Here is a 22,230-nt window from a genome sequence, read left to right as displayed (position 1 = left end):
AATGAAGGATGCCCTAGAAACCGTGAAAATTCTTGCTGCCTATGATCTGACCAAGTCGCTGCGCGCTGCAGCGGAGCTGTCAGGTTGTTCCCACCACACCGTCGACCGGCTCGTGCAGGCCCGTGATGCCGGCCGTGCACCGGGGCCGTGTCCGACCGGCCCAGGGTCACCGATGCGTGGCTGCCGAAGATCGAGGAATGGGTCGAAAAGTCCAAGGGCCGGATCCGTGCCGATGTCGTCCATGCCAAGCTCGCCGCGATGGGCTACCAGGGTTCGGACCGCTCCACCCGCCGCGCCGTCTCCCAGGTCAAAGAGGCCTACCGGCGGGGAAACAAGCGGGTCCACCGTCCCTGGATCACTGAACCGGGCGCCTGGCTTCAGTACGATTTCGGTGACGGACCGGTCATCGATGGAGTCAAGACCGTGCTGTTCGTCGCGTGGCTGGCCTGGTCCAGGTTCCGCATCGTGATCCCGCTGCGGGACCGGACGGCACCGAGCGTTTTCACCGCTCTGGACCGGTCATTCCGGCTGCTCGGCGGCGCGCCGACCTATGTGCTGACCGATAACGAGAAGACCGTCACCACCATGCATGTTGCCGGCGTGCCGGTCAGGAACCAGCAGACGCTGGCGTTCGCCAAGCACTACTCCGTCGAAGTGCTGACCTGCCAGCCGGCGGACCCGGCCTCCAAAGGCGGCGTCGAATCATCCGTGAAGATCGCCAAGGCAGACCTGGTGCCCAAAGACACCAACCTGCGGAACACCTACGCCTCGTTCGCCGAACTCGAGGCGGCCTGCGCGGCGTTCATGGACCAGGTCAACGCGCGCGAGCACCGCATCACCCGCCGCCGCCCGGTCGACATGCTCGCCGAGGAGGCCGCGTCCCTGCACCGCGTTCCGGACACAGCCCATACTCTCGCCTATGGGGTCGGGCGCCGGGTGCCGGAAAACACGCCCATGGTCTCGTTCGAAAACGCCCAGTACTCCGTGCCTGCCCATCTGCTCGGGGCTGAGGTGTTCGCCCGGTTCCACGGGACCGGCCCGGACGCGCAGGTCGTGATCGTGCACGTCGGCACCGGCGGGCCGGTCGAGGTCGCCCGCCACGCACTCGCCCGGCCGGGTTCCCCGGCGATCCTGGACGAACACTTCCCGGACCACCAGGAAAAGGTGCCCGGCGACTACAAACCCGTGCCCCGGTCCAAGGCGGAGGCAGAGTTCCTGGGCATCGGCGCCGGCGCGCGGACCTGGCTGCTTGAAGCCGCCTCGGCCGGAGCGCAACGGATCAACGTGAAGATGGCCGAGGCCGTCGCGCTGGCCAAAATCACCGGGCCCGGCGAGGTCGACAAGGCCCTCGGCGTCGCCGCGATCCACCACCGCTTCGCGCACGGAGACCTCGCGTCCTTGCTGAACGCGGGCGGAAACCGCACCGGGCTGCGCACCGCCGCGGAGGATAAGTCCCTCACCCAGGGCACCGCCGGCTGGGCAGGCCTTGGCACCACCGGCGCCGGGGAGGGCACCCGATGAGCATCACGACCGCGAACACCACCGCACCGGCCCTGCCCGCCGACCTCGAGGCGCTCATGCGGCAACTGAAAATGCCCCACGCCCGCGCCATCGCCCCGGACGTCTTGGCCACTGCCCGTGCTCAGCGCTGGGAACCGGCCGAAGTCATCAAAGCCCTGCTCGCCGAAGAAACCAAGGGCCGGGCCAGGTCGATGCTCGCCACCCGCCGCAAGGCCGCAGGGTTCCCCACGGGCAAGACGTTCGCCCTCTGGGACGAAGCCGCCTCATCGATCCCGGCACCGACCCAGCAGGCCCTGCGCACCCTGGAATGGATCCACCGGAAAGAAAATCTCGTCGTCTGCGGGCCCTCCGGGACGGGGAAGACGTTCTTCCTCGAAGCCCTCGGCCAGCAGGCAGTGGAAGAAGGGATGCGCGTCGCCTGGTTCACCCTCGAGGACCTCGGCGCCCTCATCCGCTCGCACCGGGCCGACGACACCGTCACCCGGGCCGTGGCCAGGATCCTCCGCGCAGATTTGGTCGTCGTCGATGACATCGGGCTCCTCGCCGTGGCCACTGACGCCGCCGAAGGTCTCTACCGGGTCGTCGATGCAGCCTATGAAAAACGCGCCGTCGCGGTCTCCTCGAATCTCCACCCCGCCGGCTTCGACGAGCTCATGCCCAAGACCCTCGCCACCGCGACCGTCGACCGGCTCCTGCACCACGCCCACGTCTGCCAAACAACCGGCGACTCCATCCGTCTCACCCAGGCCCTGGCCGGAAAGGGCGTCATGCTACTGAACTAAACCTCAAACCGGTGGCCCGCACCCCCACCCCGAATGCGGGCAGACCAGCTGGCCACCGCTGGGCAGTTCTACTGGCCACCAGCGGGCAGAAATGCTGGCCGTCTATGGGCAATTCCTAGTGGCCGTTGACAACCCCTAAGTTTTCGGGACTTCCCAGTGTTTGCGAGGTCTGGAATTCAGTTCGAGTCCCACCTCGGGCACAACGTATTCCCTCGTAAGAGGCGATTTTGTTTTGACGTGTTGACAAAGCTTGCGGTCGCCTCTTCTAACGGGTTGGGTCGCGGGCTGTGGCCTGGCCGCCGCGGTGGCCTATTCGGGTGTGTGGGTAGCGGGTTCAAGTCCCTGGCTAATGGGTCCTCCGCCTAGTGGTGATGGTTTCTGTGGTACCTCGTTCTGGTTTGACCTGGTTGGTCAGGGTTGGCCAACACCTATTCATGGGCCGCGGGAACGGGAGCAACATGACCGTGGCGATGTCGTTGTAAAAAGTTCTGGGAAGCGGTCTGGAGCCCGCCCACGGGAGCCGTTTGCCGGTGTTTATCCTGTCAAAGAGGGTCTGGACAGTGTCCACACCTACGTCTGCTTTATCTATGGGTGGTAGGCCACGTCCAATGTCACGTTTGCTTCTATGTGCTCCTAACGATGGCGTCAGAAAAAGAAGAATCCAAACCCAGCCGGACACTATCTGAACCACGGTCTGACGTCAGATTTTGGTGTACTCCAGCGGTTTCGAACAACCGGTAATGCAAGTCCCTCCCTGGCAGGTTCTACTGCTGGCTGGCTTAGGACTCAGGGGCTTGTTCAAGAAGGCAGGTCTTGACGTGCCGTGGCCTTTTGTGGTGAAGCCACGCCCTGAGGTGCGATTATTTGCGAGGCCGCTCCGGGCGGAGTGCTGCGGCCAGAAGCTGTACGACGTGCAGACCGCAAGCCGGCAAGGTCTTTGATTTGGGAGCGGCAGGAAAATCCGTCTGCGAATATGGCTCGGTCGGGGGCGGCGTTGGCCTTCGCCAGGATCCCTTGACGGGCAATCGTCGCTGAAATCGCCTAGTGTCCTTTCTTCATGCGAAATTTTCCGGCCAGACCGCAACATCACGCTGCTTCTGATCGGAGCGAGTAATGATAAGTCCCATTTGGGGCCGAAAAGAGCTTGCGGTTCCTTGCTTACGGGGGAGCGGGAGACATCGTCGTCTGCTTGTGCTGTCCCTTTGGTGGTGGGGAGGTCAGATCCGTGCGGGGACCCAGTCCGGTGCATCGCGGAGCACCACGGAACGCAGGAGCTCAGCAGATTTGTGAACACCCTCGCCCGAGTTCACGATGACGTCCTCGTGCTCGATGTTGAGGGGGCCGGTGTAGCCGACGGACTGGAGCGTGTAGACGAAGTCTGCCCAGAAAGCAGCTCCGCCCGGGTGGCCGAGGCCGAGGGTGACGTAGTTCCATGAACGGTCCGCGGTGCGGGCCGGGGGGAGGGTGTCGAGGATGCCGTTGACTGCCGTGTTGGGTTTTTCGATTCGTGCGTCCTTGGCGTGCACATGGAAGATCGATGAGCCGAGCGCGCGGATGACCGCCAGGATATCTGCGCCCATCCACATAAGATGCGAAGGATCAAGGTTAGCCCCCACAACATCGTCGCCAACAATGCCTTGGAGCCGCTTCAAGGTGGCCACGTTGAAGACGAGCTGCCGCCCGTGCATTTCGACGGCAAGACGGACGTTGAGGCGACGTGCGAAGTCAGAGAGTTCCACCCAGTAGGGCGCTGCGACATCGGACCACTGGTATTCGAGGATTTCGAGAGTCTCCGGGGGCCACGAGGTGGTGATCCAGTTCGGTGATTGCTCGCCGCGGGCACCGGGGAGCCCGGACATCAGCACCACCGTAGGAACACCCATCTCCGAGGCCACCTTGATGGTGTCCCGCACAACGCCGTCATGGGCGCTTCCAGTGACCGGGTGGAGCTGGTTGCCATTTGCGTTCAGGGCGCTCAGGGTTAGGCCCCTCGAACTGATGGCTTCAGCGAGGGCATTGCGTGCGGTGGCGCTGAAGGCGAGCTCGTCGAGCTTTACATGAGGGGCTTCGGACCAGTTGCCCGTTGCGATCTCCACGGTGTCCAGGCCGAGTTCAGCGGCAGTGTCGAGCACTTGCTCCAGTGGGCGGGCACCGAGCGAGTCAGTGATCAAGCCGAGCTGCATGAACGGTCCTTTCGTGCGTCGTTAGGCTGGTATTAAAGGTTTAGACCCCCAAATGCACATGGATCATAGCTTTAGACACCTACTACCCTAGACTTAATGTCCTGACATAACAACAATCATTTCAGGCCTGTGGGACAAACGTTCCTTGACCTACCCGATGCAGGTCAAGGCACTTAAGGGTCGACGGCGTCAGGTTGGGGTGTGCTCTATCCAGACTTATCTTGATAACGCACTGGTGCGCGCAGTGGGCTTAACCCCCGTGTGATCCCACCGATACGCGGCGGCTTTCTCGGAGTGCTTTGCTGTCGCTTCTGGCCGGATCGGAAAACGGCCCGTCTGCTACCGCCACCGGGTTGCGTCGCGGGAGAGTCTGCGCCTCCATGGGGGCAAGCGAAACGCCACGCCGGGCATTCTCGCACTTGTATTCTTGCCGTGAAAACAATCCCTGATGCTGTCTGGGCTAGAGCAGCCGGAAGCGGTTAGGCGTCGATCACCAAATCGGTCCGCGCGGTGGAGCAGCAGGGCAGGAACTTTCCTGCATCGATTTCCCGTGCCCGGATCCCGCCTTGGTGGTTCATCTCGACCTCCCCGGAAAGCTTGACTACCTTGCAGGAGCCGCACATGCCTTCCTTGCAGTTCGCGCCGATCCTGACGCCCGCACGCTGGGCCGCCCCGAGGATGTGTTCGGCGGGGTCGACACGCACATTGATGCCGGTGCGCATGAAGGACATGGTAAGGCTTCCCGTTCCGACCGTGTCGAAGCTCGAGGCATCAGGGGACACGGCCTCCGGCCCCACGTTCGGACTGCCGCCGGAGGCTTCCGAATAGGACGCGTCCGAGTCGACGGTTTCCAGCGGCAGCCCCGTGGCCTTCAGGGTTCCCTCGGCGTCGTAACCGGGCTCGTAGAGCCCGAACGCGTTGGGCTGGCTTTCGTAGTAGTCCTCCGCAGAATCGGCGATTTCCTCGGCGATTTCCTCTGCGATGTCCGCTGCAAGCGCAACCTCTGCCTGGTATTCAAGGAGCGTCTGGCGGTCGCCCGAGAAGAATTCCATGTTGATGGAGGTGTCGTCGACGCCGACCTTCTTGAGGAGCTCGGTGGCGGTGTTCAGGTAACCCTCGGGGCCGCAGGCATAGACCTGGCGGCCGTTGGCATCCGGGGCAACCTCGTCGAGCATGGCCGCCGTCAGCCTTCCGCTGAGCCATTCCCACCCCTCGGGTTTGTTGCGGTCGCCCAGAGAGTAGAAGACCTTGACGCGGGAGTCCACGGAGGCAATGTAGGCCAGCTCCTGGTGGAAGGCATATCCTCCGGCCTCCGCTCCGTGGTACAGCACTACAACATCCGCCTGTCCTGGCAGGGAGTGGATGGTCCGCACCATGGACATGATGGGGGTGATGCCTGCGCCGGCGGCCAGCAGGAGGTACCGTGCCCGCCGGTCGGCATCGGGCAGGTGGAATGCCCCGACCGGTCCGAGCATCTCGAGCACGGTGCCGGGTTTGACGTTCTCGTGCACCCACGGTGAGACCAGTCCCGTGGGGTCCCGTTTGACTGTGATGTTGAAGGTCCACGGCTGGGTGGGCGAACTGGACAGCGAGTAGCTGCGGTCCACCGGATCCTGGTCCTCGCCGTTCATGGGAAAGGCGATGTTCACGTACTGGCCCGCACGGAACGCCAGGGGTGCACCGTCGCAGCGGCGGAACACGAAGGTCATCATGCCGCCCGCCTCGGGAACGGTCTCGACACATTCCGCCATGAACTCCTGCGGGTGCCAAGGACCCAGTGCGTGGGCGGCGCGGGCGGGTCCCTCGCTGCTGCCCATCACCCTGTTCCACGGCATCTCAAGACCGCGGATGCGCTGTGGTTCCTGGGTAGCCGCCTCCGTGCCGAGTTCAATCATGCCAAGTGCTCCTGCACACGCTGCACGTACCAGTTGATGAATGCCTCGACCTGGTATTCGCTCTTCATGTACGGGCCGGGCTCGTAGGCGGGGCTGCCAGCGCCCTTCTGGCACAGCTCCACGAACGCCTTGTCCTGCAGATTTGTCTGCTTCCAGGTGTAGGTGAGTTTCTCCAGATCGTAATCGACACCTTCCTCGGCGTCGTCAGCCACCAGCCAGGTGGTGCGTACCAGTGTCTGGTGTTCGTTGACGGGGAAGACGGCGAACGTGATGACGTGGTCCCCTTGGAAATGGAACCAGCTGTTGGGCTGCAGGTGCATAGAGCAGCGGCCAAGGCGGAAGTCCCGCAAGTCACCGAGCAGCTTCTTGGAGAGCCTGCGCCCATCGGGGGAAAACGATTCGCCTTCACCGTCCAGTGATTCCCGTGAGATGCGGATTCCCGCTACGCGCGTGTCAAGCTCCTCGACGACCTCGTAGGGAAGGCCATAGCGGCGGCAACGCTCCTCGAGCGAGGACTGCGCTTCCTTGTTGCGGTCCCACACCTCCTCGAGATGGGGCGGGATAACGCCCTCCGTCAGGCCCCAGGTGGGAAAGAGGGAACAGGCGAGTTCCGGGTGGCCGTCGCAGTGGTAGCACTCACGGTTGTTCTCCATGACGAGCTTCCAGTTGCCCTCTTCGATGATGTTCTGCTGGTAGGCGATTTTGGTCTTCGACAGGTCGTGGGGTGCGAGGTAAGGCTCGAAGATCTTAGAGGTTTCGTCGAAATCCGCCGGCGGTTCATCCGCAATGCAGACGAAGATGAGCCCGGCGACCACGCGGCTGTGGGCTCGCTTGAGGCCGAAGCAGCCCTTGTCGAACTTCGTTTCCCCGGGCGCCGAGGCATGGATCAGATTGCCGTCGGGCGAGTAGGTCCAAGAGTGGTAGCCGCAGACCAGGTTGCCTGTTGACCCCGAGGGTTCGGTCAGGACGCGGGCCCCTCGGTGGCGGCACACGTTGTGCAGGACGTTCACGCCGCCGTCGTCATTGCGCAGCACGATTAGGGAGTATGGCCCGTAGTCAACGGTGACGTAGTCGCCTGGCTCCGGAAGCTCAGCGATGCTGGCGGCAAAGATCCAGTGCTTGCCGAAAATGGCCTGCATGTCGATGTTGAAAATCGTGGGATCGGTGTAGAAGGGGGCATCGAGGGAATATCCCACGCGCCGGAGATCGAACAACTCGGTGATTTCTGCCAGCTGCTCGGCAGGCAATGACGAAGCTAGTTTTCCGCGTGAGTTGAGGGGCAAGTTCACTGGAACAGACATGTGTTTCCTCCGGGGCCTGGGTAGTGTGCGATTCGTGGGGCCCATACGTGGGTGGGTGCAGCTGGCGTTGTTGAAAGCGTTTGTACTCATGAGATTAGGCACGATCGACCTGCAAGAAAAGCGCAAGATTTAGGAGATAACGGTGCACAATGGGTGCATGATTGATCCACGGCTCATAACTCTTCGGGTGTTTGCCCGGTGCGGCACCGTTGGCGCAACCGCGGAGCTCACGGGTTATTCTCCCTCTGCCGTCTCCGCACAATTGCGGGAGCTCCAGCGTGTGCTTGGAATGCAGCTGCTGACGAAGGACGGCCGGGGTGTACGGCTGACCGCCACGGGCCGCTTTCTCGTGGAGGGTTCGGACACCCTCATTGCGGAATGGGAGAGCCTGCGCGCCGCGGCCATGGAGGCTGGCGACCAGGTCCAGTCCCGTTTTGGGCTCGGCGGGTTCTCCACGGCGGCCGCCCAGTTGCTCGCGCCGCTGGCCGCCACGCTGCGCTCGACACGTCCCCTACTGGAGGTGCAGGTACTCGAGGCCAACCCGGCCCGCTGCTTCGACTTGTTGGTTGCCGAGCGAATCGACCTCGCGGTCGTCGTCGCGATGCAGTCCGACGGTTATGTTGAGGACGATCCGCGCTTCGAGCAGACCGTTCTGCTCGACGATCCCTTGGACGTGATCATTCCCTCCAACCATCCGTTGGCATCGCGGGAAACGGTGACGCTCGAAGAGCTGGCGCCGGAACCCTGGATCACCGAGGCTACCGGTTCCACCTACCATGCCCTATTCACCGCGGCGTTCACGGCAGTCGGGGTGACACCGCGAATTGCCCATGAGGCCGTTGAATGGGAAACCCAGATCGCCTTCGTTGGTGCGGGGCTGGGCGTGGGCCTGCTGCCGCGACTGGCGCCCCTGCGTGGTGCTGAAAACGTGGTTCGACTGCGCATTACTGGCAAGGGGAAGCCCTCGCGCCGTATTGTCGCTGTGGTGCGCAGGGGCAGCATCGCATCGCCCCTGATCCAGGAGTCGCTCGGCATCCTGCAGGTCAGTGCTAACCGGATCCTGGCCGCCCGACCCGAAGACGATCTCTGAAATCGCATGGTCGCGATTCGGTTCTGGCAGTGTGCTCGGCTATCAAGCGTGCCAGGTCGCGGGAGACCTCAACCTTTGCGGCTGCGTTTGCGCGGGCTTGGGACTCTCTGGTGATCCTTTTTGAGTCAAATCGGCGAGGAGTCCTACGAGCCGTGCGCCCCCGATGGTGTTGCGGTTCTACGTCAGCCGTGCCGGCCAATGGATCATGGAAGATGACCTGCCCAGCACCGGGCGTGGTAGCGGGAAGTTTGGCATTCATCGACTCACCTTTCCCGACGATTGGACAAGAACGCACTACTTCTAGGCATCATGCAGGGAGTGCAGATCGTGCTTCTATGCCTCACGTCGTCTCCGAATGTTTTCAGGATTCAGCCCACTCAAGGCGGCAAGTTCGTAGTCGTTCAGGAGCCGGTTTCTGCGGGCGGCGGCCAGGAGCTTGAGCTGCTTTGCTTCCACGGCCGCCTTCGATCGCTCCAGAGCTGCCAGCTCTGTGCTGTGGGCGGAAAGGATCTCAAGGTGCTCCTGCCGGGACGACGCGGTTGGGGTGCAGATCCGGGAAGGAAGGAAAGCCCGATTCTGCGCACTTCGAAGCGCGATATTCGGGTTGCTTCTGCCACGACCTTGATGGTTAGACCGTCGATGAGCGACTGTGCGATCTGCTGGTTCAGGCGGGCGGAGGCGTCCCGGACACTGCTGGATTTAAAGCGGATGGACTGCCGGTAGTAGCTCAGCAGCTTTCGAACCCTCTCGGTCTGTTGAACAGGGGACCTGCGCTTTCGGGTACCACGGTACCGGTAACCGGCGGCGCCGCTACTTGGTCGTGCACTTGGCGTGGATCTCCTTACTGCCGGTAACTGCACACCTGTGCAATAAATTCCTTAGGATGGGTTCATGGCACAGTACGGACGCAGTCAGGCCCGCGTGGCGCGGAGAGGATCAACGGATCCTCGGGCGAAGGCGTCCCAACGCCTTCTGGTGGAGGCGCTAACGAAGGTAGTAAAGGCGGAAGGCTTCGGTGCCGCTTCCGTGACCCGCATCGCGCACGAAGCGGGGCTCAGCCGGAGCGGGTTCTATGAGCAGTTCGCCAGCGTCGAGGACCTCGCGTTGTTCATCCTCGATGACCTGGTCACCGAGATTGCTGCCCTCGACATTGTGGCCCGCACCGTGCACGGCGCCGACGGGCACGCCGTCTCGGAGTTCGCTCTCGAACTCATCCTCCAGACGGTCTTCGAGAACCGGGAGCTCTACGAGCACCTGCTGCTCTCCGAGCACGCAGGCGGCACCGTTGCGAGAGCCATCCAAGGGTTCGCCCGGGGCTGCCGCCCGATCATGGCGATCGCCAGGCCTCAATGGCCGGACGCGCGAATCGACCTCATGGCGAGCTCGTTCGCCGGGCTGATCGTGAGTGGAGTGATGCACGCCTTCAGCACGGGCGAGCCTCGTACCGCACACGACCTTGCACGTGAACTCATCAGCTTCATGCCGCCGTGGCTCTTCGTCCCGGACGGCAGCGGCCGCCCAGACTGAGCTGTCCCCGGGTTGAAACGATGCGACCCGAACCAGCTCGACCTCACAGCGGGCCGGGCAACTAACTATTCCATACGGGCCCCCGGCACGTGCCAGGCCCGTGAACCCCGACCCAAGAGGAGTACCACGGCATGACCACAGTTACCAACAAACCAGACATCTTGGGGGACGCTGCCGCGCAAGACGGTGTCCCCACAAGAAAGGGGTCGGGTGCGGTGAAAATCCGGCCCGGTGCTCTCGCCGAGGCCGGCGGCCCCACGCGCCGGCCCCCTTCCGCTGCGCACCTCTCGGACGAGCAGGTTGCCGAGCTGGGCCGCGAGCTGGACGCGATCCGGGATGACATCCTTGCCAAGCGCGGTGCCTCGGATGCCACGTACATTCGCCGCGTGATCACGATCCAGCGCGGCCTGGAGCTCTCCGGCCGAGCCGCGCTGTTGGTAAGCAAGAACAAGGCTGCCTGGGTCACTGGCGTCACCCTGCTGAGCCTGGCCAAGATCCTGGAAAACATGGAAATCGGGCACAACGTGCTGCACGGCCAGTGGGACTGGATGCGTGACCCGGATATCCACTCCACCACCTGGGAATGGGACTTCGTCACCCCCTCCCGCGCTTGGCAGCACACCCACAACGACTCCCATCACCGCTGGACGAACGTGGTGGGCAAGGACAACGACGTCGGATTCAATCTGCTGCGGATGGACCCTGGGCAGGAATGGACGCCGTTCAACCTGGGCAACCCGCTCTATAACGCGCTTTTGGCCCCGGTCTTCGAGTGGGGCATTGCCATCTACGATCTTGAGCTGACCGAATACAAAGAAGGTAAGAAGTCCAAGGAGGCCCTCGTCAAGGACCTCAAGGCCCTCGGGCGAAAGGCCCTCAAGCAGTTCACCAAGGATTACGCCGCCACTCCCGCCGTCGCCATCCTCACCGGCTCCGGCAAACAGGCGCTCTACGGCACCCTGACGGCGAACGCAGTCCGCAATCTTTGGGCCCACGCCGTCATCTTCTGCGGCCACTTCCCCGAAGGCACCGACACCTTCACCGAGGACATGGTGGAAGGCGAAACCCGCGGCGACTGGTACGTCCGCCAGATGATTGGCTCCGCCAACATCTCCGGATCCAAATTCATGCACCTGATGACCGGCAACCTCTCCCACCAGATCGAACACCACCTCTTCCCGGACCTGCCCTCCAACCGGTACGCAGAAATCGCTCCAAAGGTCCGCGAAATCTGCCAACGCTACGGGCTCATCTACACCACCGGCCCCATCTGGAAGCAAGTCGGCTCCACCTGGGCCAAGATCTGCAAGCTCGCACTACCGCCCAAAAAGAATAGGTAGTACAGACCGCTTAGCCTCCGATGCCGGTGTCAACCGCAAAGAAATCCACAAACTCGTAGCCGACAACACCGGCCGTGTACTCGACGGGCAGCCGAATCACTAAGTTGCAGGCGGCACGAACCATTACGGGCACGATGTCTCGGCCAACACTGAAGCGGAACCCCAGGGTGTCACCGCCTTGGACCCGAGCCTCGTTGCCGTGTGGGAGCCCGCTGCGCCTTTGCTGATGTGCGCCACAATGACACCTTCTGACCGTGCCTTGCTGACCATCCCGCCCCGAACCCTGCGCCGGCTGAGCAGTTCTGATGCGTACGGAGTCACGGGAGAAAACGTCACAAGTGAGGGCACGAACAGCGCCCTTTGCGGGCACTCCCCGGCTAATTTTGTTAGCCGGTAATGGACCTTCGGTCAACTTATGTTGATAAAAGGTTGGATATCGGCGTTTGGGCGGCGAAATCCCCGGTGACAGTTTGATGTCTCTCCCATCGCCGAAACCTTCGGAACAGAGGGTTGCCCACCAGGGCCTCGCTCCTTAAAGAATCGCCAGCCGAGCTCGCGCTTAGGAATGATGAGCTCCGTCACTACCCTATAATCCATGCCGTGCAGCCTGCGAAGCCCGTGATTCCCTCAGAACAGGGGCCAGGGCACGGCCGACATCTCACCGCTCGGAGTCGGAAACCGCCCTGCCAAGCGCAACCGGGCGCAGCGCGCGGCGAGCGAAGCGATTTCTTCGGCGCTGAGCAAGTCCGCTAGGTTTCGGCCCAGCTCACCGTGCAGTCCTTCGCTGACACGATCGATGCTGTCGCGTTCATCGGTGGTCAGAGCCTCTCCTAGCCACCCCCACAGCACCGTGCGCAGCTTGTGGCCAGGGTGAAAGGTGAGCCCATGGTCCACGCCGTACCGGTGTCCGTCCGGCATGGCGAGAATGTGGTCGCCTTTGCGGTCGGCGTTGTTGACTACCACGTCGAACACCGCCATGCGTCTGAGCGCTGGCGAGTCTTCGTGAACGAGGGCGACCGTCCGTCCGTTCTCATCTCGTCCCTCGAGAACGTGTTTCCAGCCCGTCTCCGGCACGTGGTCCGTCGCGACCAGGTTCACGGCGCTTTGTGCGGGGTCTTGCTCCTGCCAGAGCTGCACCATTCCTTCGCCCATCGGACCATCGCGCAGCCAGGTGTGCGGCACGACGTCCCAGCCGAAGACCTGCGAGACCAGGTAGGCGGCCACCTCCCGGTGAGCCAGGGTGCCATGGGGAAAATCCCACAGCGGAGTTTCGCCTGGTATCGGCTTATAGACGACGACCACGTCGCCGATGCTGCCCAGGAATGTAGCGTTTGAAGCCGTCGTGATGCGACCGGTGAGCGTCAGCTCGGCGGTCACTAGGTCCGGCGCTGGCATCAGACCTCGGGAAGCGTGCAGATGTGCCCGTCGGCGTCTATGGGGAAACCGCAGAGCGAGCACAGCGGACGCCCGGCTCCCACGACCTCACGGGTGTGCTTCGCGAATGCGCGGGCAGCGCCGACCGGCATTCGCACCAGTAGCATTTCGGGCTCCTTAGCGCCGTCCTCATCAAGGGATTCGTCGTTGTCATCAGCATCGACATCAATGATGGGGTAGGCCTCTATAACGACCTGCGCCGTCGTTGGGTCCCAACCTAAGCTCATGGCGCCGGTACGAAACTGCTCCTGAACGGCCTCGAGCTGGTCGTTGTCGACAAGTTCAATGGGAATACTCGTGGGAACGCTGAAGGGGTTGCCCTCGACGGTGACGAGCTGGTCGAGAATTTCGTCGATCTTCTCGGCGAGCAGGGCCGACTGCTGCTTCTCCAGGGCAATACTCACGATCTGCGTCCCTGCGCGCACCTGCAGGTAGAACGTGCGCGCCCCCGGACGGCCAATGGTGCCAACGACGACCCGATCAGGCCAGGCAAACTCGTGAACACGTGTAGGCATGTCAGTATTTTAGGCACATGAAAGTCATGGCGCCTTTTGCCCTGCACCGCCGCCCACCGGCGCATCGCCAGAGTGGATGCCGTTCGACAGCCACGACAGATCCCCCGCGTCGGTGTTGGTCGCGTAGACGCTCGGCCGACCAGCGCCGTAGCGCACGATCGATACGGAGGCGGGGCCCACGTTAATACGCTGGAACAGGTCAAGGTGCATGCCGAGCGCGTCGGCGAGGACTGACTTTATGATGTCACCGTGACTCACCGCCACCCACACGGCCCCTGGCCCGTACTCGGCTTCGAAGGCTGCATCGTGGCGTCGAATCGCTGCTACCGACCGAGCCTGCATCGCGGCCATGGATTCACCGCCGGGAAAGATGACGGCGGACGGTTGCGACTGCACAACCGACCACAAATCCTCGGTCGCGAGATCAGTGAGCGTGCGGCCCTGCCACTGGCCGTAATCGCACTCGGTGAGATCGAGATCGACCGGCGCATGCGGGGTGCCAGCCTGGCGATCGAGGATGAGCTGGGCGGTCTGCTGACAACGCTCAAGAGGGCTCGACACTACCCCGACTACGGGCACGGCTGCGAGCCGGTCTCCGGTCAGAGCCGCCTGGTCGCGCCCGATCTGGTCCAGGCTGACGCCGATGGCCCGACCGGCCAGCACTCCAGTGGCATTGGCTGAGGTGCGGCCGTGCCGCACGAGAATAACTGTCGCCATCCACCCAGCCTAACCACCGGCTCGACGGCGGTTTGAATCGCACCAGGTTTGATGCCGCGACATACGGACGGCGCCCAGTAGTACTTGGTTAGGTCCTTTGGTTAGGTCCTTTCATCCGGCGGGGATCCGTTAACTTCGCTGAATGCACCGAAGGCTTCCCCGATAATCCTTGATCCAGCATGAACCTCTACTCGATTCCAAACTGACGTTAAGGGAAAATGGGCGGTTCAGGTCAAATGGTGGTAATCTCCTTGCGCCCAGGCGGCGTGCCTTTGGGCAGAATCGTGCAAAATGGCCTTGGCTCCGGACTCGATTACATTGTTGAAGTTGCCGTAGATCCGGTCGAACTTGAGCTCTTCCAGTTGCGCTGCTATCCGCAGCGCCACCGCTCCGGATAGCGGTAAATGATTCGGGTAGCTGCGCATGAAGGAGATGGAGCGACGGTCTGGATTCGGGTACACGCTGTCACCGCTCAGCAGGACTCCTCTGCCGCCCGCTCCTGCAGCCCAGTGGACCACAGCGCTGCCCGGGAAGTGGCCCCCGGTCTGGTGTAGTGTCAACCCCTCGGCGATGCTCTGGCTGCCGGACCAGTATTCGATGATCGGATCGTTGCGCCCCAGCCATCGCCGGTCTGCATCGGCGACTAGTACGGGGACGCCACCGAGCCGATGCGACCATTCGACCTGCACACCAAACATGTGCGGATGGCTAGCGGCGATCGCCAGGACCGGGCCTCGCTCCAGCACTGCCTTCACAGCGGCGTCATCGACGTAGCCGACCGGATCCCACAGTAGCGAGCCACCGTGTGTCACCACAAGCTGAGCGGTCTGGCCGATCCCGACCTTTGGCTCCGTTTTGATCGCGATAAGTCCGGGCTCGTTCTCCTTCAACAATGACGGCTGGCCCTCCTGCGCTAGTCCGTCCAGTGTGAGCCACTTTTGCCCGTCCTCGGGCACATACTGCCGCTCATCGGTGCAGATCGGGCAGAGCTCCGGGGTGGGTTCGTCGCGTTCGACGGCGCAGGTTGCGCAGATCAGCATGGTTGGTCCCTTCTAAGCGTCACCTGTCATGCTTTCCCGTCTTCTTCACCTTCGGTGGCGGGATGGCGTGCCCAGACTATGAGACGCGAAGGTGTCCTAGGAAGAGAGATCTTTGCGGTATCAATTGAGTTCGCGTGCCGCCGTTCTCTTTTGGCTGGGCCGATAGACGTGGAGGCGGCGCTTTGGCCTACGACGTCTCGGTGAGGTTGGTCTTTGGGATTTTACGAAAGCCCGGGGCGGGCGCATTGCGGCATACGTGAGACAGACGGGTGGCCGGATTCCTGACTGTGCCCCAGCTTGGATGAGACAACGTGCGGTGCGTCCCGGTTCAGGGTATTTGAGGCTAGAGAGTCATCCTCTCGCGGGAGGCTTCTGCGCCTACAGCAGCCGGTTAATTCATGGAAGCGCGAACTTCAGTCGATGAAAGGGTCTGAAATGGCGGAGGACGAGGCCATGTTCCTCACCATGCCGAATACCGCCTGATCATGGAGGGTATGGGGGAGCGGTACAAAGCCTTCACCGATTTCCTGGTCATGACAGGTACCCGCTTCCGGGAAGCCACCGCATTGACTGTGGCAGACGTGGACCTGCTCTCCAGGCCTCCGACTGCCCGGATCAACAAGGCCTGGAAGCGGGATGGGCAGAACCAGTACTAGGTCGGTGCAACCAAGACAGGGGCTGGTAAGCGGACCATCGGCCTGAACCCGGTCCTGGCGGAGTTGCTGATTCCGTTGGTAGCCAGCCATCCCGGTAAGGTTCTTGTGTTTACGACGCGCAAGGGTGAGCGCATCATTCATAAGCTCTATTGGCACCATTACTGGGTTCCCGCAGTTCGCACGGCCCAAGCTCTTGGGTTGACGAAGAACCCGAGGATTCACGACCTTCGGCACACTCATGCGTCCTGGCTGATCCAGGACCGGGTGCCCCTGTTCACCATCTCACGTCGGTTGGGGCATGCCTCTACGAGGACAACGGAGCAGGTCTATGGCCACGTGATGCCGGAGGCGCTTCAGGCCGGCGCTGACGCTACGGAACGTTCGGTGACAGCATTCCAGCAGTGACGTGCTCCAGTCATGTCGGCGAGTCCTCATACTCGCATGAAAGTGGAAACCAACTCCTTCCCGATGGAGGTTCCCGTGGACATCGAATTCTTCGAGCCGGCCGAAGCTGCCGCTCTCATGCGCTGTAGGAGTCATGGCTGCGGGACGGGGCGACCAGCGTGCGCTTTCCCCATGCCTGCTGGGGAAAAGGAACGATCATCTTCACTTCCGAACACATCCTCGAAATTGCAAAGTTAAGCGAAATCCTTCCGGGCAGCTCAGGCGCCTCCCTGGCTGTGAGCCATCGACCGGTGGCCAAGGAAAGGCGGATCGGTACCCGCGCGAGGGTCAGGATTGCCGCAGCTAACTGAGGAAGGTTTACCGCACCATGGCTAGGCCCAGGCAGCAAGCAGTAGACCATGCGCTTGAGGACCGCCTGGACCCGAAGCGGACCAACCAAAGGAGCGACGCAGCAGCGGCGTTTGACAGGCGCCATGCACCCGCCTGCCCGTCTTGGCCGGTGCTAAAAGTTAGCGTGGGAGAGCCCACTTGAGATTGAAGGACCATGAAGACCCTCTGCTCTGCAGCCAAGTCCCTAACCGCTGTTGCTTCTCTTTTGCTGGCAGGCTCCCTCACGGTTGTGACGCTTCGGCAAACGTCCTTGACGTCATCGAGTCTGCATCAGGCACGCTGCTTTGCACAGGTTGTCCGGGGTTACGGCAATCCGTTCCATCTTCGGCCCGTCGCGGGGTTTTACCCGGTGATCATGGCCACGCATGAAGCGTGATTGCCGCCCTGCTGGCGTTCCGCCGCATCCGCAGAGACAAGGCGCACGCTTCTCGTCGGCTGGAAACGGCGGGCGCGCAGCACCGCCCACGCTCCGAGCGGCCGGGGCTGCAGGAGCGCGTAGGTACTGTGCACTCAGCTCCGGCACGGGAAGAAGCATCGCATCCGTCCCCTCGCCCACCCAGGAATGCCGCCCTACCAAGGCGATGAGTCCCGTAAGCGCTCCTAGCGCCGCGTCTACCTGGTCAGCGCCGGTCAGCGCCCGCTCATCGACTCCTTGCTCCGCTAACAGCTGCCGGCGGATCGGGCTCTTCTCGGCAAACTCCCCGATCCGTCCATTCAGCGCAACTACAGAGGCATGCGGGAAGTACTCGGCCGCTTTCCCGCGAACGTCGCCGCCGGTATATCGGGGGTACATGTGGGCGAGTGCTGCATAGACACTGAACCCGTCATGCATCCAGCGGTGGAATGGACGGGCGCGGTCTGCCGACGGAGTGGCGTAGAGGTTGATCCCTCGTCGGGCCAAGTCCAGCTCGGCGGGGCGACGGGTGCCCGGCTCCGCCCACTGTGACGGCGAATCGATACAGACGACTTCAGGCGCGAGCGTCTCCACGATCCGTATGAGTTCGTTGAGATCGCGAAGGTGCGGGACTGCGTGGCGGATCTGGCGGGAGCCGTCCAAGGCAACAAGGTCGAGCCCCTTGCCGTCAAGGAGCCCAACGTCGATGCCGACGGCCACCGTCATCATTCTCAGGATTCTTATCGCCGGCGACACCCAGGTCAAGGTCAACCAACCTGGAATTGGGTCGGGTTCTTTGTAAATGCATGTAGGGAAAGATCATCAACGGCACCACACAAAGATTCGACCCCGACATCAACGCAGAGCAGCAAGCCATCCTCAATGCGATCCACGGCCCCAAAATTCACGCACTAAGGAAATGAGCCAAGTCAGGTTAGCGGCAAGCTTTCCGCCGTCGCTTCTTTCCACCATTTTCCACCACGGCGATGGTTGCTGAGTGCAGGGGCCGGAGTTGTTGATGACGTTGGCGACCGCACGCCCGGTCTTGTTCTGGACGGTTCTGGAGACGGCAAGCGCGGTGAACACGATCGTCAGGTGTGCCTCGATCGTGTCGCGGGTGCGGTGGAACATAGGCCATCCGGGGTCGCTGGCGTCCTGGCAGAAATGCCGCGTGCGCACGACTGTCGAATTTCTTCTTCTCCATGTACGTGCTCGACGGCGTGCGTCAGCGGTCGGTGATCAGGTCGTGGGCCACGTGCCGTGTGCGGCGCGAACCGCTCTGCGATCATTGGACGGTGCCGAAAAAGTTGACGGTGCGAAGGATCATGCCGCTCGCGACGCTGTTCGTCGTCGTCGGGCTCCTTATTGGCGTGCCGTGGTTCTTCCAACGCTCGCTCATCTATTTTCCAGACCGCGGTCAGCCACGCCCGGCCGCGGAGCTGTTGCCCGGAGCCCGGGAAGTCACGCTCACGACGAGTGACGGACTCGAGCTCGGTGCCTGGTACTTGCCAGCCGCAGTCGGCTGCCGCGCGACCGTGCTCGTCGCACCGGGCAACGGCGGCAACCGGGCTTATCGGGCAGGGCTGGGACGAGCGATCAGTGAGCTCGGGTTGGGCGTGCTGCTCTTCGACTATCGCGGTTACGCGGCGAATCCCGGGTACCCGTCTGAGGATGGTCTCGCGCGCGATGTCCGCGCTGCTCGCGAGTTCCTGACAGGTGCGGCAGGAGTACCGGCGGGCTCACTCGTCTATTTCGGGGAGAGCATCGGCGCCGGGGTGGTCACGGAGCTCGCCACCGAGCACCCGCCAGCCGCGATGCTGCTTCGTTCACCTTTTACCTCGCTGGCCGACGTCGGCCGGGCAGCCTACGGCGTGCCCGTGGGCTGGATGCTTCGTGATCACTACCCGGTACGCGAGAACGTAGCGCGCGCCGACGTCCCAATCGCCGTGGTCTACGGGAGCGCGGACACCATCGTGCCGGCACAGCAGAGCCGGGACGTGGCTCAGGCGGCCCGGGAGTCCGGAAACTACGTCATCGAGGTGGAGGTAGCGGAGGCGAACCACAACGATGCAGCACTGGCGCTGGGTCCCGAACTCGTCGGTGCCCTCGTCGACGTGGCTGGCCGCGGCGGTGCGACCGGGTGCCCGTGACGGGTCAGGACGCCGAGTACACGCGCGTTTCGGCCTCACCCCCACGCCTCACGTCAATGGACAGGTGGAAGTCTGGGAGTCCGTGCAATGGGAAACGCACCACGTCTATGACGGAGACGGACTCACAGTGATCGGTCTGGACGAGACGCCGGACACGAATGGTGGATTCTTTGCTGGCTGGCTGCATCGCCAACTCCAGCGGCCGGTGGAACGCCTTGATTGGCTGCGCGATGAGCAGATCCGAGAATCAGCGAGGCGTCTCGTGCATTCAGGGAAAACAATTGCGAGGAATGGTTGGTCACTACGTCGTCCTGGCAAGCCACCTAGCCGGAACCAGAGAGTTCAGTGACTATGAGAGCGTGTCATCCGTGGGCTCTTGCCGGAACTGGGCGATGATCGTTTCGAGTCGTCACGTCGCCGCGGCGCCCAAGTCGGGTAAAACGTTGCATCCTTACGGTGCGGGCAAAACGGCGCCCCGTCTCACTCTGGGAGCGGGGCACCGCCTCTTATCTGGCCGTAGCTGTCACCATTGGTGGGCTACGTCGATCACGAGCCTGGATCCGTTGCCGGGACCGGCAAGGGTGAAGACCTTGAACGGCAGCCGTGCGCGGACACCGAGGCCTAGGGCGGTGCGGCCCTCGAAGCTGCCCGCCCACGCGACCTGCCGGAACGTCTGGTACTTCGAAACGTTGGTCACCTCGGAGCGGTTGGCCGGCACGAAGGTGGCCTTGCCCGTGGCGCTGTCATAGCTGGGCGAGTGGGCGGTGACCTGCAGGAATGCACCGCCCCTCAGCTTGATGGGAAGTCCGGAGCCGTCCTGTACAACCTTCGAGACGTAGCGGACGTTGTAGCCGGTTGGCTTCCCCTTGATGTCGATCACCAGGCGGTCGAAGCAGTAGTACTTACCCGTGCGGACATTGGTTACTGACGCCGCGCTCATGGCCTGGTTGGACTTGGCAAGTGAGCCCCAGGCCAGTCCGCAGTAGGAAGTGGTTGCGGAGGCGGACCCCGGAACCAGCAGGCCCAGCCCGAGAGCCACAATGATGGCTGTCAGCCAGGCGCCTACTTTTTTCATGTGAGTACCCCTTTCGGGTGTGAGTGATTGGACAGCTCCAGAGTAGGAGCGCCAAAAGCCCGAAACGAGGGATGTTTCCGGTTCTTCGTGCAACCGTTAAACCGCCGGGAAACCGATCACGGGAATGTAAAACCGCGGCGCATTTCCGGGCCGCCGAAAGGCGTTTGTGACCCTTTCTCCATTCGCCAGTTACCGCCGGTAACAGGCCAATAGGCGCCGGAAGGCAACGGTCAGGCCACTCCGGATTTTGCAGCGGCACTTGGGCACCGCATCCGCCTACCGGAGGTCCAGTCACAGGAGGCTCCCGTCTGAACGACACCTGAATAGTTGCAGGCTTAGCTCGAGCAGAACGGGCATCGGACTGTCAGCAATTCACATGCACGCGCCCAGTAGCCCAACTTTCTACGGGACCTGAGGAAAGAGCCAGACAAGGGCGCAGCTTCTGACAACCAGGAGGCTGCGCCCTTTCTTCATTCACCGGGCAGTATCACGCCGCCCAGTTGTGTGTCCGCCGGGTCCGGGGTGCTTCAGGGGGAATGCGTTCCCGGACCCGGCGTTCTGAAGCGGCGGGTTAGCGGCTACCTTCAGCTTCAGGGACACAAGAAGTTTCGGCTTCAGGCATTGGGAAACGCGTGGTCACCCGAGAGTCCGCGACCAATTTGACCCCTCGTTTGAGGGGGTGAGGGGTGCGGGAACAAGGTCCTTCCAAGGGATCAGCGAGATGAGAGGCCAGCGGCCCTGACGGTTTGGCCTCGCTGCCTGCCCTCCCGCCAGCCTGGCACGGCCTGATCCAACGCCTGCTCCTTGGCCGAATTCAGTGCGCCACGGTGCAGTTTGGACCGCTGGAGGTGCACCCAGACGCCCAGTTCCTTCTCCTGGCCAGCGATGGCAGCCTTGTGCCGCGGCCAGTCATTGCCAGCCTCCCGGTAGACGGCCAGTGCCTTGAGTCGCTCCTGCCACCGTGCCTCGTCAGTTTCTGCCCGCGGGGGAGTCTGCCAGCCCGGGAGCACCGCCAAGCCGTCGCGGTAAGCCGCGGCCAAGGTTCCCGCCCGCCCGCCCGTCTTCCCGACGCCGTTGCAGCCATGCGGCCAGGCTGCGCTCCGCGCTGCTTTCCGCGGTCCGGGACGGGTAGCGGCCCGTCTCCTGGACCATCGCCACGAGCTGCCGCATCCGCTCCAGGCCTGGGACGTCGCCGCACGTGCGGTCTTCTGCGCGGCGGCTGCCTCTTGCGCGGCCTGAAGGTCAGGATCAGCGCCGTGGTACATCATGACCCACTCCTGGTTCGGTGCCCGGTCCCTCTTCATTCTCCCCACGCACCCCATCCTGCCAGCCGCACCCCAAGTGCCCTAGGCTGGCGGGACCTCGGGCTGAGCAGCAAGAAGCAGCCCGGCGGCGCCATCACGACAAATGGGAGAAGCATGCCGCACATCAGCCCAGCTGACGTAAATCTAAAGATCGGCAACGACCAGGTGCCGGACCCTATGACCCAGATCATTGACGTACTTTGCGACTGGCCGCCAGCAAGGCAGAAGCTGAAGCGCGGGCCCTGTCCGAACATCAAGGATGGTTCGTTCAGGAATCCGACCGTGTTATCGCACCCCACTAACTGGGCAGGAAGCCCACTAACCTATTCGCCCATCTGACGCCCCGCAGTTTGGGCGGTACGCCAGGCGACGACGTCCTACTCGGAGTCTGTGAGGCGCCGGACGTTGTCCGTCCGCTAGGGCGTGTCTCCTAAATTCTCGGCTCGCTCTTCGGGATGCTTGAAGGGTGTCTCGTACTTCTGTTTTGACTGATGGGCAGTGGGCCCGCATT

17 protein-coding genes and 2 pseudogenes are annotated in these 22,230 nt (G+C 62.8%); 8 read left to right on the top strand and 11 right to left on the bottom strand.

The genetic code is table 11. The annotated features are described in order from the left end of the window. The first annotated feature begins 1 nt into the window (after position 1). Together istA and istB are read left to right on the top strand one after the other, a co-directional pair. A pseudogene (gene istA / locus ACIP9X_RS19535) lies at positions 2 to 1,521 on the top strand (IS21 family transposase). Beyond that, on the top strand, positions 1,518 to 2,303 hold the full coding sequence (istB, locus tag ACIP9X_RS19530) for an IS21-like element helper ATPase IstB (RefSeq protein WP_400481417.1): 786 nt from the start codon (positions 1,518 to 1,520) through the stop codon (positions 2,301 to 2,303). Before istA ends, istB begins: the two are co-directional and overlap by 4 nt. Positions 2,304 to 3,520: 1,217 nt before the next feature. Here the strand turns inward: istB and ACIP9X_RS19525 are convergent. The 3 genes from ACIP9X_RS19525 to ACIP9X_RS19515 all read right to left on the bottom strand — a co-directional run bounded on the left by ACIP9X_RS19525 (position 3,521) and on the right by ACIP9X_RS19515 (position 7,682). Further along, complete coding sequence (locus tag ACIP9X_RS19525; protein WP_400481416.1) at positions 3,521 to 4,486, bottom strand: sugar phosphate isomerase/epimerase family protein; 966 nt, start codon at positions 4,484 to 4,486, stop codon at positions 3,521 to 3,523. A 479-nt stretch (positions 4,487 to 4,965) separates the two neighbouring features. Next, positions 4,966 to 6,381 carry a ferredoxin reductase gene (locus ACIP9X_RS19520; protein ID WP_400481415.1) on the bottom strand — a complete coding sequence of 472 codons (1,416 nt, stop codon included), beginning with the start codon at positions 6,379 to 6,381 and terminating at the stop codon, positions 4,966 to 4,968. Continuing rightward, positions 6,378 to 7,682 (bottom strand): SRPBCC family protein, encoded by a 1,305-nt coding sequence (locus tag ACIP9X_RS19515; RefSeq protein ID WP_400481414.1) that lies wholly within the window; start codon positions 7,680 to 7,682, stop codon positions 6,378 to 6,380. Before ACIP9X_RS19515 ends, ACIP9X_RS19520 begins: the two co-directional genes overlap by 4 nt. A gap of 157 nt (positions 7,683 to 7,839) precedes the next feature. On the opposite strand from ACIP9X_RS19515, the gene ACIP9X_RS19510 reads away from it, so the two are divergent. From ACIP9X_RS19510 to ACIP9X_RS19500, 3 genes are all read left to right on the top strand, one after another. Continuing rightward, positions 7,840 to 8,772: a LysR family transcriptional regulator gene (locus tag ACIP9X_RS19510; protein ID WP_400481413.1), complete on the top strand. Its 933-nt coding sequence runs from the start codon at positions 7,840 to 7,842 to the stop codon at positions 8,770 to 8,772. A gap of 891 nt (positions 8,773 to 9,663) precedes the next feature. Then, positions 9,664 to 10,299, top strand: a complete 636-nt coding sequence (locus ACIP9X_RS19505; protein WP_400481412.1) for a TetR/AcrR family transcriptional regulator — start codon at positions 9,664 to 9,666, stop codon at positions 10,297 to 10,299. A 131-nt stretch (positions 10,300 to 10,430) separates the two neighbouring features. Next, the gene (locus tag ACIP9X_RS19500) at positions 10,431 to 11,639 is read left to right on the top strand and encodes a fatty acid desaturase family protein (protein WP_400481411.1); all 1,209 of its coding nucleotides are present in this window, start codon (positions 10,431 to 10,433) and stop codon (positions 11,637 to 11,639) included. A 627-nt stretch (positions 11,640 to 12,266) separates the two neighbouring features. Here the strand turns inward: ACIP9X_RS19500 and ACIP9X_RS19495 are convergent. From ACIP9X_RS19495 to ACIP9X_RS19480, 4 genes are all read right to left on the bottom strand, one after another. Beyond that, the gene (locus ACIP9X_RS19495; protein WP_400481410.1) at positions 12,267 to 13,034 is read right to left on the bottom strand and encodes an SCO1664 family protein; all 768 of its coding nucleotides are present in this window, start codon (positions 13,032 to 13,034) and stop codon (positions 12,267 to 12,269) included. Further along, the gene (locus ACIP9X_RS19490; protein WP_400481409.1) at positions 13,034 to 13,588 is read right to left on the bottom strand and encodes a DUF3090 domain-containing protein; all 555 of its coding nucleotides are present in this window, start codon (positions 13,586 to 13,588) and stop codon (positions 13,034 to 13,036) included. The genes ACIP9X_RS19495 and ACIP9X_RS19490 overlap by 1 nt, the downstream gene beginning before the upstream one ends. A gap of 24 nt (positions 13,589 to 13,612) precedes the next feature. Next, complete coding sequence (locus tag ACIP9X_RS19485) at positions 13,613 to 14,305, bottom strand: MSMEG_4193 family putative phosphomutase (RefSeq protein WP_400481408.1); 693 nt, start codon at positions 14,303 to 14,305, stop codon at positions 13,613 to 13,615. 227 nt (positions 14,306 to 14,532) lie between these two features. Continuing rightward, positions 14,533 to 15,345, bottom strand: coding sequence for a hydrolase (locus ACIP9X_RS19480; protein WP_400481407.1), 813 nt, complete (start codon positions 15,343 to 15,345; stop codon positions 14,533 to 14,535). Between the two features lie 485 nt (positions 15,346 to 15,830). On the opposite strand from ACIP9X_RS19480, the gene ACIP9X_RS19475 reads away from it, so the two are divergent. Continuing rightward, entirely contained in the window at positions 15,831 to 16,001 is a 171-nt protein-coding gene (locus ACIP9X_RS19475) for a hypothetical protein (protein WP_400481406.1), read from the top strand. Positions 16,002 to 16,064: 63 nt separating this feature from the next. After that, complete coding sequence (locus ACIP9X_RS19470; RefSeq protein WP_400481405.1) at positions 16,065 to 16,406, top strand: tyrosine-type recombinase/integrase; 342 nt, start codon at positions 16,065 to 16,067, stop codon at positions 16,404 to 16,406. Between the two features lie 646 nt (positions 16,407 to 17,052). Here the strand turns inward: ACIP9X_RS19470 and ACIP9X_RS19465 are convergent. Together ACIP9X_RS19465 and ACIP9X_RS19460 are read right to left on the bottom strand one after the other, a co-directional pair. Next, complete coding sequence (locus ACIP9X_RS19465) at positions 17,053 to 17,919, bottom strand: DUF429 domain-containing protein (RefSeq protein ID WP_400481404.1); 867 nt, start codon at positions 17,917 to 17,919, stop codon at positions 17,053 to 17,055. A gap of 250 nt (positions 17,920 to 18,169) precedes the next feature. After that, positions 18,170 to 18,324 (bottom strand): annotated as a pseudogene (locus ACIP9X_RS19460) (IS1634 family transposase); the annotation flags it as partial. A gap of 191 nt (positions 18,325 to 18,515) precedes the next feature. Between ACIP9X_RS19460 and ACIP9X_RS19455 the strand changes: the two are divergent. After that, the gene (locus ACIP9X_RS19455) at positions 18,516 to 19,340 is read left to right on the top strand and encodes an alpha/beta hydrolase (RefSeq protein WP_400481403.1); all 825 of its coding nucleotides are present in this window, start codon (positions 18,516 to 18,518) and stop codon (positions 19,338 to 19,340) included. A gap of 523 nt (positions 19,341 to 19,863) precedes the next feature. Here the strand turns inward: ACIP9X_RS19455 and ACIP9X_RS19450 are convergent. Both ACIP9X_RS19450 and ACIP9X_RS19445 read right to left on the bottom strand, forming a co-directional pair. Then, a complete protein-coding gene (locus ACIP9X_RS19450; protein ID WP_400481402.1) occupies positions 19,864 to 20,415 on the bottom strand; it encodes a hypothetical protein in 552 nt (183 codons plus the stop codon). Between the two features lie 713 nt (positions 20,416 to 21,128). Further along, positions 21,129 to 21,728, bottom strand: a complete 600-nt coding sequence (locus tag ACIP9X_RS19445; RefSeq protein ID WP_400481401.1) for a helicase associated domain-containing protein — start codon at positions 21,726 to 21,728, stop codon at positions 21,129 to 21,131. Positions 21,729 to 22,230 lie beyond the last annotated feature (502 nt).

This window comes from Arthrobacter sp. NPDC093125, from assembly GCF_044754225.1.
Classification (GTDB): Bacteria; Actinomycetota; Actinomycetes; order Actinomycetales; family Micrococcaceae; genus Arthrobacter.
The sequence above is the reverse complement of the archived record's forward strand: the minus strand, read 5'-3'. Positions and strand labels throughout refer to the sequence as shown.